Source organism: Duganella phyllosphaerae (genome assembly GCF_001758785.1).
In the GTDB taxonomy this organism is placed as follows: domain Bacteria; phylum Pseudomonadota; class Gammaproteobacteria; order Burkholderiales; family Burkholderiaceae_D; genus Rugamonas; species Rugamonas phyllosphaerae.
Genome location: NZ_LROM01000060.1, coordinates 34,493 through 48,336, shown reverse-complemented (window position 1 = coordinate 48,336; position 13,844 = coordinate 34,493). Strand labels below are relative to the sequence as shown.

Annotated in this window: 12 protein-coding genes; 1 reads left to right on the top strand and 11 read right to left on the bottom strand. The window is 64.2% G+C overall.

Translation table 11 applies throughout. The features are described from left to right. Nucleotides 1-25: 25 nt before the first annotated feature. The 4 genes from DUPY_RS06255 to DUPY_RS06240 all read right to left on the bottom strand — a co-directional run bounded on the left by DUPY_RS06255 (nucleotide 26) and on the right by DUPY_RS06240 (nucleotide 6,114). The gene (locus DUPY_RS06255) at nucleotides 26-1,363 is read right to left on the bottom strand and encodes a TldD/PmbA family protein (protein WP_070246971.1); all 1,338 of its coding nucleotides are present in this window, start codon (nucleotides 1,361-1,363) and stop codon (nucleotides 26-28) included. A 2-nt stretch (nucleotides 1,364-1,365) separates the two neighbouring features. Beyond that, a complete protein-coding gene (locus tag DUPY_RS06250) occupies nucleotides 1,366-3,003 on the bottom strand; it encodes a TldD/PmbA family protein (RefSeq protein WP_070246970.1) in 1,638 nt (545 codons plus the stop codon). An 18-nt stretch (nucleotides 3,004-3,021) separates the two neighbouring features. Beyond that, a complete protein-coding gene (locus tag DUPY_RS06245; protein WP_070246969.1) occupies nucleotides 3,022-4,359 on the bottom strand; it encodes a TldD/PmbA family protein in 1,338 nt (445 codons plus the stop codon). A gap of 117 nt (nucleotides 4,360-4,476) precedes the next feature. Continuing rightward, the gene (locus DUPY_RS06240) at nucleotides 4,477-6,114 is read right to left on the bottom strand and encodes a TldD/PmbA family protein (RefSeq protein WP_070246968.1); all 1,638 of its coding nucleotides are present in this window, start codon (nucleotides 6,112-6,114) and stop codon (nucleotides 4,477-4,479) included. Between the two features lie 236 nt (nucleotides 6,115-6,350). Here DUPY_RS06240 and DUPY_RS06235 point away from each other — a divergent pair, with 236 nt between their 5' ends. Continuing rightward, a complete protein-coding gene (locus tag DUPY_RS06235) occupies nucleotides 6,351-7,169 on the top strand; it encodes a class I SAM-dependent methyltransferase (protein WP_070246967.1) in 819 nt (272 codons plus the stop codon). Nucleotides 7,170-7,205: 36 nt separating this feature from the next. On the opposite strand, the gene DUPY_RS06230 is transcribed toward DUPY_RS06235, so the two are convergent. Genes DUPY_RS06230 through DUPY_RS06200 form a run of 7 tightly spaced genes read right to left on the bottom strand, consistent with a single transcriptional unit; the run spans nucleotide 7,206 to nucleotide 13,691 of the window. Continuing rightward, the gene (locus tag DUPY_RS06230; RefSeq protein ID WP_070246966.1) at nucleotides 7,206-8,276 is read right to left on the bottom strand and encodes a protein-glutamate methylesterase/protein-glutamine glutaminase; all 1,071 of its coding nucleotides are present in this window, start codon (nucleotides 8,274-8,276) and stop codon (nucleotides 7,206-7,208) included. Then, a complete protein-coding gene (locus tag DUPY_RS06225) occupies nucleotides 8,273-9,085 on the bottom strand; it encodes a CheR family methyltransferase (RefSeq protein WP_070246965.1) in 813 nt (270 codons plus the stop codon). Before DUPY_RS06225 ends, DUPY_RS06230 begins: the two co-directional genes overlap by 4 nt. After that, nucleotides 9,082-9,603: a chemotaxis protein CheW gene (locus DUPY_RS06220; RefSeq protein ID WP_229255253.1), complete on the bottom strand. Its 522-nt coding sequence runs from the start codon at nucleotides 9,601-9,603 to the stop codon at nucleotides 9,082-9,084. The genes DUPY_RS06225 and DUPY_RS06220 overlap by 4 nt, the downstream gene beginning before the upstream one ends. A gap of 14 nt (nucleotides 9,604-9,617) precedes the next feature. Beyond that, nucleotides 9,618-11,846, bottom strand: coding sequence for a chemotaxis protein CheA (locus tag DUPY_RS06215; RefSeq protein ID WP_070246963.1), 2,229 nt, complete (start codon nucleotides 11,844-11,846; stop codon nucleotides 9,618-9,620). A gap of 10 nt (nucleotides 11,847-11,856) precedes the next feature. Further along, entirely contained in the window at nucleotides 11,857-12,144 is a 288-nt protein-coding gene (locus DUPY_RS06210) for an STAS domain-containing protein (RefSeq protein ID WP_208600006.1), read from the bottom strand. Continuing rightward, a complete protein-coding gene (locus DUPY_RS06205; RefSeq protein ID WP_019923537.1) occupies nucleotides 12,141-12,509 on the bottom strand; it encodes a response regulator in 369 nt (122 codons plus the stop codon). The genes DUPY_RS06210 and DUPY_RS06205 overlap by 4 nt, the downstream gene beginning before the upstream one ends. Before the next feature lie 15 nt (nucleotides 12,510-12,524). Continuing rightward, nucleotides 12,525-13,691: a methyl-accepting chemotaxis protein gene (locus DUPY_RS06200; RefSeq protein WP_070246962.1), complete on the bottom strand. Its 1,167-nt coding sequence runs from the start codon at nucleotides 13,689-13,691 to the stop codon at nucleotides 12,525-12,527. Nucleotides 13,692-13,844 lie beyond the last annotated feature (153 nt).

The window sequence follows — 13,844 nt, the reverse complement described above, 5'->3', positions numbered from 1 at the left end:
GCCCTCTCGTTATATTTCGGGATGCCTACACCGCGTCCGACAGCGACGTGAAGTTAAAGTCGCGCACCTTCATCGGCGGGATCATCATCTGGTAGCGCACTTCGTCGCCGCCGATCACGACCGGCTTGCCCAGTTCCTCGATATTGTTGAGCATAGAGACCGGGCTTTCGTTGAAGCGGAAGTTCTTGATCGGGTGCTTGATCTTGCCGTTCTCGATGTAGAAGGTGCCGTCGCGCGTCAGGCCGGTGAGCAGCAGCGACTGCGGATCGACCATGCGGATATACCAGGTGCGCGTCACCAGCACGCCCTTCTTGGTCGAGGCGATCAGCTCCTCGGTGGACTTGCCGCCGCCCGACATGATCATGTTGCCATGGCGGCCGGTAGCGCGCTTGCCCTGCTTCTCGGCCCAGTAAGGCGTGTAGTCGAGCGAGGCGATCTTGCCGCCCTTGATCACGTCGGTGCGCTCGCGCGCCAGCATCGAGGCATTGTCCCAGCCCAGCACCGGCACGTCCGGATTCCACGGATCGGCCCACAGGTTGACCTGCTCGTCGAACAGCTTTTCACCGAGCCGATTGCCGCCACCTTTTTTCGACAGGAAGCTGCGGCCCTCGTCGGCCTGGCGCGCGTCGAACGCGCCGAACATGCGGCCGATGATTTCCGACGTGGCGGCCGGCTCCAGGATCACCGTGTAGCGCCCCGGTTCGATGGCTTTCGCATTGACCGAAGTGAGCGCCTTTTCGATGGCGATCTCGGATGCCTCGCGGGCGTCGAGTCTGGCGGCGTCGTTGGCCGACCGCGTGACCCAGCCCGAACCGAGGCCGTCCTCGGTGCGGGTGGTGACCGTGAAACCAAGGTTGGTCAGGGTCTGGTAGCCGAACACGCCGTTGGAGTTGGCCACCGTTTCGAAACCGGTGGTGTCGCTGAAGAAGCCGGCGGCAACCAGGCCCTTCTTGCGGGCCATCTCGATGCTGGCGCCAGCCACGCTGGCGCGGTACTCGGGATCGATGGCGGCGGTGGCCGCGCTGAACGTGGACGACGGTTTATACAACTGGCCTTTCACGGCCGGCAGAAACTCCGGGTTCTCCGGCGCCAGGCGCGCTACTTCCTCGGCGCGGCGTACGGCTTTTTCCAGCGACTTGTCATCGAACTCGTTCACCGACGCCGTGCCCTGGCGTTTGCCGAAGGCCACGCTCACGGTGAGCTGGGTGTTCTGCACCAGGCCGGCGGTGGAGACGCTGTTGCGCGCATAGCGCACGTTGCCGCGCTGGCTGCCCGAAATCTGCACCCGGCATTCGTCGGCTTTCGACAGCCCCATCACATTGTCGCAAATCCGTTTTGCTTCGTCTTGCGTGAGCATCTTCATGGTTATCCTATCTTGCGTGCGGTGTTGATCACATTGATGCCGTTGAAGCGCGTAGTGGGCGAACCATGCGACACCGCGCTCACCTGGCTCGGCTGGCCCTTGCCATCGAAGAAGGAGCCGCCCATGCGCCAGTCGCGCGCATCGCACAGCGCGGTGCAGGCATTCCAGAATTCCTGGGTGTTCGACTGGTATGCCACGTCTTCGAGCTGGCTGCCGATCTTGCCGTTCTTGATTTCGAAATACAGCTGGCCGCCGAACTGGAAGTTGTAGCGCTGCTGGTCGATCGAGAACGAACCACGGCCGAGAATATAGATGCCTTTCTTGACGTCCTTGATCATCTCGTCGGGCGTCAGCTGCTTCTTGCCCGCCGCCAGCGATACGTTGGGCATGCGCTGGAACTGCACGCTGCTCCAGCTGTCCGCATACGAGCAGCCTTGTGATTCCTTCTCGCCGATCACGTGGGCCTGGTCGCGCGTGGCCTGGTAGTTGACCAGGATGCCGTCCTTGATGATGTCCCAGCGCTTGGCCGGCACGCCCTCGTCGTCGTAACCGACGCAGCCCAGCGACCCCGCCGTGGTGCGGTCGGCAATGAAGTTGACGATGTCGGCGCCGTACTTGAATTTCTTACTCTGCCATTTATCGAGCGTGGCAAAGCTGGTGCCGGCGTAATTGGCTTCGTAGCCGAGCACGCGGTCCAGTTCCGTCGCGTGGCCGACCGATTCGTGGATGGTCAGGAACAGGTGTTCGGGCGAGAGCACCAGGTCGTACTTGCCCGGTTCCACCGACTTGGCGGTGAGCTTTTCGCGCGCCTGGCGGCCGGCCGCGCGCGCATCTTCGATCAGGTCGTACGCGCCGTTGTACAAGGTGGTCACGCCGCCGGCGGCCTTGAGCTTGTGCTCAGGAAGCGCGTCAAAGAATTCATAACCCATCGCTGCCGGCGACGACAGGCCGTCGCGGGTACGGAAGCGGTTACTGGCCTTGTCCACGGCGGTGGCAGTAAATGGCGACCATAGGCGGTGCATGTCCTGGTCGATGTACGAGCCGTCGGTGGACGCGAAGTATTTTTGCTGGTTGACCTGGAACAGGTTGGCCTGCATGAAGTTGGCGCCGGCGTCGAGCCCGGCCTTGTTGGCGGCGATCAGCAACTCGGCCTTTTCCTTGATCGGCACCGCGCGCCAGTCCTTCTTGAACGGCGTGGCCCATGCCACGTCGCCCACGCCTTTGACGGGCGCCAGCACCACCGGTTCCAGCTGCAGCTTCGAGTTCGCGCGCGCGATCGCCACGGCCTGGCGCGCGGCCTCGGCCACCGAATCGAGCGTCATCACGTTGGTCGAGCAAAAGCCGTAGGCGCCGCCGGCAATCACGCGCACGCCCACGCCGGAGGACTCGGTGTTGACGATGTCTTCCACGTTGAGGTTGCGCGTGGTGATGAACTGGTTCAGGTAGCGGCCGATGCGCACGTCGCAATAGCTGGCGCCGGCCTTGGTGGCTGCATTGAGTGCGGCGTCGGCCAGCGACTTCTTGAACTGCACGGCCATCGGGTTAAGCAACTCGTCGGCCGCAATCGCGTTACCGAAAACCGGGATCAGCAAGCTGCCGCCGGCGGCAGCGCTGACCTTTAAGAATGAACGTCGTTCCACTGATACTCCAGTTTATAGTTACACCGCGTCCGACAGCGACGTGAAATTGAAATCGCGCACGCGCATGGCCGGCACCAGCAACTGGTACGGCGACTCGTCGCCCGACAGAATCTCCGGCCGGCCCAGTTCATCGATGTTGTTCAACATCGACACCGGGCTTTCGTTGAAACGGAAGTTCTTGATCGGGTGCTTGATCTTGCCGTTCTCGATGTAGAACGTGCCGTCGCGCGTCAGGCCGGTCAGCAGCACCGACTGCGGATCGACCATGCGGATATACCAGGTACGCGTGACCAGCACACCCTTTTTGGTGTTGGCGATCAGCTCCTCGGTGGACTTGCCGGTGCCGCCCATGATGATGTTGCCGGGCGTACCCACCGCGCGCTGGCCCTGCTTCTTGGCCCAGTACATCGAGTAGTTGAGGTCCTGGATGCGGCCGTTCTTGATCAGATCCTGGCGTTCGCGCGCCAGCATCGAGCCGCCATCCCACGGCAGCACCGCCACGTTGGCGTCCCATGGATCGGACCATACGTTGACCTGTTCGTCGAACAGCTTTTCGCCCTTGCGGTTGCCGCCGCCTTTTTTAGACAGGAAGCTGCGGCCCTCGTCGGCCTCGCGCGCGCCGAAGTCGTTGAACATGTAGGCCAGGATGTCGGACGTGGCGGCCGGCTCCAGCACCACCGTGTAGCGGCCCGGCTCCAGCGCCTTCGCTTCCACCGAGCGCAGGGCTTTTTCGATGGCGACGTCGGACGCTTCGCGCGCGTCGAACTTGCTGGCGTCGCCCACGCTGCGCTTGGCCCAGCCGGAACCACGCCCGTCTTCGGTGCGCACCGTGATGGTGAAGTCCAGGCCAGTGTCGCGCTGGAAGCCGAAGATGCCGTTGGAATTGGCCACCGCCGTGAACCGGTCGCTGTCGGTAAAGAAGCCGGCGGCCACCAGCTTGTTCTTGCGGCTGTTCTCGATGCTGTAGGCAGCCACCTGGGCGCGGAATTCCGGGTCGATGTCGGCGGTCTTCTGGAAGAACGTTTCACTGGCCTTGTATTGCTGCTTCGCTGGCGTGGGCATGAACTCCGGGTTGTCCGGCGCCAGGCGCGCCAGCTCTTCGGCACGGCGCACCGCGCGCTCGATCGACTTGTCGTCAAGCTCGTTGAGGGTGGCGACACCCTGCTTTTTGCCGAAGGCGACCGCAATCGCCAGCTCGGTATTTTCGATCAGCCCCGCGGTGGAGACGGCGTTGCGGGCATAGCGGATATTGCCGTTACGGCTGCCGGTCAGGTTCACTTCGCACTGGTCGGCGCTGGTCAACGACAGTACCTTGTCGCAAATGCGCTTGGCGTCGTCCTGGTTGAGGTTTTTCATATTATCTTTCTCCAAATGAGGTTGTTTCAAAATGAGCGCAGCTAGGCGCAGCGCCGAAGACAGTGCGCCTGCACGGCAAGGCGCTGCAACGACGCTGCGGTCTTTTTGAAACGACCTCTAGGCGATTTTGCGGGCAGTGTTGATTACATTGATCCCGTTGAAGCGGGTGGTACTCGACCCATGCGACACCACCGACACCTGCGAAGGCTGGCCCTTGCCGTCGAAGAAGGAGCCGCCCATGCGCCAATCGCGCTCGTCGCACATGGCCGTACAGGCGTTCCAGAATTCCTGGGTGTTCGACTGGTAGGCCACGTCCTCGAGCATTTGGCCGATCTTGCCGTTCTTGATTTCGTAATACAGCTGGCCGCCGAACTGGAAGTTGTAGCGCTGCTGGTCGATCGAGAACGAACCGTCACCGACGATATAGATCCCCTTCTTGACGTCCTTGACCATCTCGTCCGGCGTGAGCTGCTTTTTACCGGCCTGCAGCGACACATTGGGCATGCGCTGGAACTGCACGCTGCTCCAGTTGTCGGCGTACGAGCAGCCGTGTGACTCCTTCTCGCCGATGATGGCGGCCTGGTCGCGCGTGGCCTGGTAGTTGACCAGGATGCCGTCCTTGATGATGTCCCAGCGCTTGCACGGCACGCCCTCGTCGTCGTAGCCCACGTTGGCCAGCGAGCCTGGCGTGGTCTTGTCGGCGACGATGTTGACGATCGGCGAGCCATACTTGAATTTCCTGGTTTCCCATTTATCGAGCGTGGCGAAGCTGGTGCCGGCGTAATTGGCTTCGTAGCCGAGCACGCGATCGAGCTCGGTCGGGTGCCCCACCGATTCGTGGATGGTCAGCCACAGGTGCTCGGGCGAGAGCACCAGGTCGTACTTGCCCGGCTCCACCGACTTGGCGGTGAGCTTCTGTCTGGCCTGTTTGCCGGCCGCGCGCGCATCCTCGATCAAGTCGTACGACTTGGTGTACAGGGTGGCCACGCCGCCGGCTGCCTTGACCTTGTGCTCGGGGCGCGCGTCCAGGTATTCGTAGCCCATGCCCACCGGCGACGACAGGCCCTGGCGGGTACGGAACTTGTTGCTTTTCTGGTCGACGGCGGTGGCATACATCGGCATCCACAGGCGGTGCACGTCCTGGTCGATGTACGAGCCGTCGGTGGACGCGAAGTATTTTTGCTGGTTCACCTGGAACAGCATCGACTGCATGAAGTTCGCGCCGCCGTCCATGCCGGCCTTGTTGGCGGTGATCAGCAGCTCGGCCTTTTCCTTGATCGGCACCGTGCGCCAGTCCTTGACGATGGGCGTGGCCCACGCCACTTCGCCCAGGCTTTTCACCGGCGCCAGTACCACCGGTTCGGTTTGCAGCTTGGCGTTGGCGCGCGCAATCGCCACGGCCTGGCGGGCGGCGCCGGCCACGCCGTCGGGCGTCATGTCGTTGGTGGCGGCAAAGCCGTAGGCGCCGCCGGCAATCACACGTACACCCACGCCGGCCGACTCGGTATTGACGACGTTTTCGACATTGAGGTCGCGGGTGGTGATGAACTGGTTCAGGTAGCGGCCCACGCGCACGTCGCAGTAGCTGGCGCCGGCCTGGGTGGCGGCCGTCATCGCGGTATCGGCTAGCATTTTCTTGAACTGCAGGGCGACCGGTTTAAGCAGTTCGTCGGCCGCAATCGCACGGCCAAAGGCGGGCAATAACATCGTGCCCAGCGCCAGACTACCTACATTGAGGAATGCACGTCGTTCCATCGTCTCTCCAGATATTTTTTTCGGGCCAGCCGCCCTGGGCAACAGCAGGGCAATATTAGCGCCTGATCAACGATAGCGATAGCAATATGTATGCCATCTACCACAGCGATACACTGCGTTACACATGGGAGGTAGACAGCGCCGATTCGCTTGACCTGCGTGCGGTCCTCGCCCATGATCGCGCAGGGCGGCGCGCGGCGCCGTCATCGCCTCATCGAACCTTCAGGAGATCGAGTATGAAGAAATACCTCGTGGCCGCTCTGGCCTGCACCACGCTGTTCGCCGCCGGCGGCGCCTCGGCGCAAGCGGTAGACGCGAAGCTCAAGGCCGCCATCGGCGCCAGCTCGCGCACGCCCGCCAACGTGCAGCGCGACGCCAGCCGCCATCCTTACGAGACGCTCACTTTCTTCGGCATCCGCCCGAACATGACGGTGGTGGAACTGGCGCCCGGCGCCGGCTGGTACACCGAGATCCTGGCGCCCTACCTGCGCGACAACGGCAAGCTGATCGCCGCCGGCAACGACCTGGCCTCGCCCAACGAGCGCGAACGCAAGGGCGCCGAGCGCTTCATGGAACGCCTGAACGCCAATCCGGCCGTGTACAACAAGGTGGCGCTGGGGGTGTTTTCGCCGCCGCGCAAATACGAGTTCGCACCGAATAACAGCGTGGACATGGTGCTCACGTTCCGCAACATCCACAACTGGATTCCGACCGGCCCGGACAACCTCAAGGCACTGTTTACCAGCGTGTACGACAGCCTGAAACCGGGCGGCGTGTTCGGCGTGGTGGAGCACCGCCTGCCAGCCTCGCAAACCCAGGACGCTACCGCCAGCACCGGCTACATGCACGAGAAGTACGTGATCGGCCTGGCCGAAGCGGCAGGCTTCAAGCTGGCCGCCAAGTCGGAAATCAATGCCAATCCGAAGGACAAGGCCGACCACAAGAATGGCGTGTGGGCGCTGCCGCCAACCTTCACCAACAAGGATGAAGACCGCGCCAAGTACCAGGCGATCGGCGAGAGCGATCGCATGACGCTCAAATTCGTCAAGCCTTAAACCCGTACGACCCCTGAACCCCATAGGGTTCAGGGGTCAGCCCAGCTGCTGCAGGATCTCGCGATAAATCGCCGTCAACGGCACGGTTTTTTCCACCGCCCCGCGCTTGACCGCCTCCTTGGGCATGCCGTACACCACGCACGACGCCTCGTCCTGCGCCACCGTGCGTGCACCCGCCTTGAGCATCTCCAGCAGGCCCGCCGCACCATCATCGCCCATTCCCGTCATGATCACGCCCAGCGCATTGGCGCCGGCCGCGCGCGCGGTCGAGCGGAACAGCACGTCCACCGACGGCCGGTGGCGGTTGACCAACGGCCCATCGACCACTTCCACGAAATACTGGGCGCCATTGCGGCGCAGGAGCATGTGCTTGCCGCCGGGCGCAATCAGCACCTGGCCTTGCAGCACGCGGTCGTTATTGGCGGCCTCCTTGACCCGTACCTCGCATACGCTGTCGAGCCGCGCGGCAAAGGCGGCGGTGAATTTTTCGGGCATGTGCTGGACCACCACGATGCCGGGGCAAACCCGCGGCAAGGACGTGAGCACCTCTTCGAGCGCCTGGGTGCCACCGGTGGACGTGCCGATGGCGACGATCCGTTCGGTGGTAGCCGTCATGGGCCGCGCATCGCCCAGAGACAGCACGGCGTCCGCATTGAGCTTGGCAGGGACCGGCGGCAGCGGCGCGTGGTACCTGGATTTGACCACGTGGGCGCCGGCGGCCGTGCGTACGGCCGCCACCAGTTCGTCCGAGCTGTCGTGCAAAAACTGCTTGAGGTCCAGGCGCGGCTTGGTGATGACGGCCACGGCACCGGCGGTCAGCGCCTCCACCGACGTCTGCGCGCCCTTCTCGGTGAGGGTGGAGCAGATCACCACCGGCGTGGGCCGCTCGGCCATGATCTTGCGCAGGAACGAGATACCGTCCATCTTCGGCATTTCCACGTCCAGCACGATCACGTCGGGCCACTGCATCTTCATGCGCTCGATCGCCAGCAGCGGGTTGGCCACCGCGTAGGTAACGGCGATGCCCGGCGCGGCGTTGAGCAGGGCGCTCACCACCTGCCGCACCACGGCCGAATCGTCGACAATCATGACCTTGATGTCACTCATTGCTTGTCCTTGCGGTAGACCGATGGCGCCACCACCGACAGCGTGTCGTTGATGTCATTGAGGGTTTCCGAATGCCCGATCAAAAAATGGCCGCCCGGTCGCAACAGCGACAGCAGGCGCGCCACCACCTGGCGCTTGGTATCGAGGTTAAAGTAGATCATCACGTTACGCAGGAATATCACGTCGAACTGGCCCAGCCTGGGCAGCGTTTCATTCAGATTCACCTGCTGAAATTGTACCCGCTGGCGCAGCGCGCGTTCGATCAGCATGGTGCCGTCCTCGCTGCCCTGGCCCTTCAGGCAAAAGCGCCTGAGATAATCGTGCGGCATCTGGCTGGCGCGTTCGAGCGGATAGTGGCCGTTGCGCGCGCGTTGCAGCACCCGGCGGCTGATGTCGGTGCCCAGTACTTCCCACGCGGCGTCGCCCAGCACGTCGGCCAGTACCATGGCGATGCTGTACGCTTCCTCGCCGCTGGAACTGGCGGCACTCCACACGCGCAGCACGCGGCCCTTGTCCCGTGCCTGCAGCGCCAGGTCGCGCAGCAGCTGGAAGTGCTTCGGCTCGCGGAAAAAATAGGTCTCGTTGGTGGTGAGCAGGTCGATCGCCACTTGCAGCTCGGCGGGATCGGCCCGGCTTTGCAGCAGGCGCAGGTAGTCGCTGTAGCTCTCGAGCCGGTGGTGCGCCAGGCGCCGGGCCAGGCGCCCGCTCACCAGCGCCTGCTTGCCGTCCGCCATGCTGATGCCGGCCGCATCGTAGATAAAGCGTTGAAACTGGGAGAATTCGCGGTCGGTCAGAATTGCTGTTGTCATGGGGGGCTGGCCACCATCGGGACGGCGTGACGCGACAGCTCTACCACCTCGCCGGTGGACAGCACCCGTTCGAGCGCCAGCAGGATCACGAAGCGCCCCTGGCACTTGGCGATGCCGGCGATGAAGTCGGCGCGGATGCGGGCGCCGAACGGCGGCGCCGGTTCGATATCGGCCGCTTCGATCTCCACCACCGCGCTGACCGCATCGACCATCATGCCCAGCACCTGCTTGCCGTCGCCGTCGTCGATCTCGGCGATGATGATCGAGGTGCGCTTGCCGATCGCCGCCACGCCGCGTCCGAACCGCGCCGACAGGTCGATCACCGGCACCACCGCGCCGCGCAGGTTGATCACGCCGCGCACGCAGTCGGGCATCATCGGCACGGTGGCGGTGCCCGCGTATTCGATGATCTCCTTGACGTGCAGGATACCGACCGCGAAGCGCTCGTCGCCCAGCAGGAAGGTCAGGTACTGGGTGGGCAGCGCTTCGGCGTTGTGATTGACCGTGGCCAGGTTCATGGCGGTGCTCCTCATCAGGCAGCCAGCGCGGACGCGGTAACGCGGCTGTCCACCGTTTGCAGCAGCGCGCCGACGTCGAGGATCAGCGCCACGTCGCCGCTGCCCAGGATGGTGGAGCCGCTGATGCAACGCACTTCGCTGAAGATGGGACTGAGCGGCTTGATCACGGTCTGGAATTCGCCGAGCAGGGTATCGACCACCAGTCCCGCGCGCACCTTGCCGAAGCGTAGCACCACGATGCTCTCGCGCCGCGTGGGCGCGCCACCGATGTGGAACAGCGACCGCAAGCGAATGAAAGGCAGCACCTGGCCGCGCAGGTTGCTGTAGTCCTGCCCTGGCTCGGCGGCAAACTCGATGCACTCCTCGATGGTGTCGAGCGGGATCACGAACACCGACGCCCCCACCTGCACCAGGAAGCCGTCGATAATCGCCAGCGTGAGCGGCAGGCGCACGGTGACGGTGGCGCCCTGCCCCTCGATGCTGCGCACATCGACACTGCCGCGCAGCGCGGTGATATTGCGCTTGACGACGTCCATGCCCACGCCGCGCCCGGACAGGTTGGTGATGGTCTCGGCGGTGGAAAAGCCGGCTTCGAAAATCAGGTTGTAGATTTCGGCGTCGGTCAATTTGCGTTCCGGGTCCACCAGGCCGCGCTCGATGGCCTTGGCCAGGATTTTTTCCTTGCGCAGGCCGCCGCCGTCGTCGCTCACTTCGATCACGATGCTGCCCGACTCGTGGAAGGCGTTCAGGGTGATCATGCCGCGCGCCGGCTTGCCGGCGGCGATGCGCACGGCGGCCGGTTCGATGCCGTGGTCCATGGCGTTGCGCACCAGGTGCATCAGCGGGTCGCCGATCTTTTCCACCACGGTCTTGTCCAGCTCCGCGTCCTCGCCATCGACCGCCAGGCCGATGTCCTTGCCCAACTCGCGCGCCACGTCGTGCACCACGCGCTGGAAGCGGTTGAAGGTGGCGCCGATTTTGACCATGCGCAGTTCCAGCGCGGCGTCGCGCACTTCTTCCACCAGGCCGGACAAGGTGGACGTCGCCTCCAGCAGCTCGGCATTGTGCAGGCGCTGGCCGATCACGCTGGTACGCGCACCGGCGATGATCAATTCGCCGACCAGGTCGATCAGGCGATCGAGCTTGTCGGAATCGACCCGGATCGAGCGGTTTTCCTGTGCCTTCTGTTCGACTACCTGCTTTTGCCGCGTGAGCGCCGCCTCCACCACCACCGGCGCCACCTGGCCGGCAGCGACCAGGATGCTGCCCAGGCGCTGAGGTGTAGCCTGCGTGTCCTGTGGGTCCAGGTTGGCTTGCGCCTCGGTCTGCGCCTGCTGCGACTGCTGCGACTGTTTCGACAGCGCTGCGGCCAGTTCCGTCGCTGTCACGCTGCCGCACAGCACCAGCATTTCGCCCAGGCGCGCCGGGTTTTCCGGCAGCGCGCGGATCAGCTCCACGTACTCCGACACCTTGCCGCGCGGCGCTACCAGGCGAATCTCGCAATCGTCCTGCACGAATTCGAACACGCCCAGGATCGCCTCGCGGTCGGCCGTACTGTCGAAGGCGATCTCGAAGCCGAGATAACAGAGTTCCGCATCCATTTCTTCATCCGCCGGCAGCGCATCGGCCACGGTGGCCATGCCGGCGATGCGGCCCAGTCGCGCCAGGTAGCGCAGGAACGCGATCGGGTCCATGCCGTTTTGCAGCACACCGCGGCCGAAACGCAACGAGATATGCCAGTAGTCGCTCTCGCCGGCGTCCGTGGCCTGGGCCATGCGCTCCAGGTCGGGGTTGAGATCGGACTGCGGTTGCACGGCCAGCAACTGCGCCGGTTCGTCAACCACCCCCATGCGTCGTCGCAGCTGCAGCAGCAGGCGTTCGCCCTCGGGCGTGGTGTCCGGGTCGGCCTCGTACCGGCCGGCCGCCAGGCCGTCGGTCATGCCCGATAAATGGTCGCAGCAGGCCAGCAGCAGCGTGACCATGTCGTCGTCGATCACCACGCGGGCGTCGCGCACGGCGTCAAGCAGGCTTTCCACCACGTGGGTAAACGCTACCATGTGATCGAGGCTGAACAGGCCGGCCGAACCCTTGATGGTGTGGGCAGCGCGGAAGATGGCGTTGATCGCCTCGCCCTGGCCGTCGAGGTCCTGGGCCAGGTCGATATTGAGCAGCGCGTGCTCCATGTCGGCCAGCAGCTCGCGGCTTTCGGTGATAAAGGTTTGCAGCGCCTGGTCCAGGTTCATGATGGACTCCTCAACTGTGTATCAGCACGGCGTCGCCGAAGAACGCGCCCAGGTTCAGCATCTCCACCACGTCCACCACGGCCGGGCTGTGGTTGCGCAGCCGCAGTTCGCGCTGTTCCAGCGTGGCGGTGCGCTTGGCCAGCATCAGCACCTGCAAGCCGGCCGTATCGAGTTCGGTCACGCCGGCCAGGTCGATTTCCAGCACTGGCCCCGCGCGCAGCGCAGCGAGCACCTCGATCTTCAGGTCGGCGGCGCGGTAGATATTGACCTCGCCTTCGAGCACCAGTTGCTGGCTCACGGCAGCACCAGCTTGGCCACTGCGCCCAGCAGCACCTCGGGCTTGAATGGCTTGACCACCCACGCCTTGGCGCCGGCCGCCTTGCCCTCTTCCTTTTTACTCTCCTGCGATTCGGTGGTAAGCATGATCACCGGCGTAAAGCGGTAGCTGGCCAGCTTCTTGAATTCCTTGACGAAGGTGATGCCGTCCATATTGGGCATGTTCACGTCGCACACAACCAGGTGGATCTTCTGGCCGGTGCACTTGGTGAGCGCATCGGCGCCATCGCGCCCTTCGATCACGTCGTAGCCCGCGCCCTTGAGCGCAATGCCCACCACCTGGCGCAGCGAGGCCGAATCGTCGACCACCAGTATCGTCTTTGCCATGCTGTTTTATCCCGTTCAGAAAAAAGTGATCTCGTCGGCGTCCGCCGCCTTGGGCGCTACCAGGCGCGAGCCGCCGTGCACCGCGTGTTCCTCGGCCATGGCGTAGGTGCTCTTCAGCGCATCGAGCAGCGGCGCCGGATCGGGCGCCAGCAGCTCGCCGGTGGCCTCGAAGTGGCGGCGATTCTCTGCCAGCACCGTCGGCATCAGTTCGAGGTTTTCGCGCACGTGCGACATCACCTGGCTCACGCGGTCCTGGAACTGCAGTTGCACCAGCGCCTGGCCCACTTCGCCCTGGATGGCAACGCTTTCCTGCTTGAGCAGGTCGGACGATTGCACCAGCGCGTCGGTCATGCTGCGGAAGTTGGCCAGCACGGTATCGATCATGCCTTCGGCGGACTGCATGCTCTGGTCTTCGGCGTCGCTCGATGCCTCGGCGGCCTGGCTGGCGGCCAGGATGGCGCTGCTGATCTGGCCCACGCGCTGCGAGATATTACGGCCCGTCTCGGCCGAGCGGCTCGACAGGTGACGCACTTCCTGCGCCACCACAGCGAAGCCCGCGCCGGCGGGACCGGCGCGCGCAGCCTCGATGGCGGCGTTGAGCGCCAGCAGGTTGGTCTGGGCGGCGATGCTGGCCACGCCTTCGGCCATGTCGCGCAGTTCGCGGGTAAAACGTTCGAGGTCGCGGATCTGCGCCAGCATGGCCTGCTTGGACTGCATGGCCGACTTCATTGACGCCACCACCGACGCGAGCTGGGTTTCACTGTGCGAGAACACGGCGGTCATCGACTGCCCGCCACCTTGATCTCCCGCCAGGCTGGAGACATGCAGCGCGTTGTCGAGCTTATCGACGATGCTGGAAAAGCGCGTGGCCAGGTCGGCCACCGCGTCTTCCATCTGGGTGCGCGAGTTTTCCATGTGGCGGCTCCACACCGGCAGCACCGCCGCGCCGAACGCATCACGCCCGTGCAGGTAGCGGCCGATCATGGCGTCGTCGCCAGCCGCAGGCCCCTGCCCGACGCCCCACCACGCGGCGCCGGCCAGCAGCAATGCAGCCCACAACACCGTGTACCAACCCCAGGCGCCCCAGCCGGCCAACATGGTGCCGGCGCCACCGGCCGCTGCCAACGCCAACGGCGCAAGCACTTGTCGGAAGCCCTGTTCGACTGCAAAAATCTTCTTCACGCGACGACACCCCGCTCAGGCAGCACGCGCCAATAAGTGTGGCGCAGAGGTCCCACTCTAGCGCAATGCCTGGTAAATGTTGCTTAAAATTTTGAAACGGGCGGGGGCGTCGCGGCCAGCTGTTGCGGACAAACAACCGAGCAACGGCGCCTT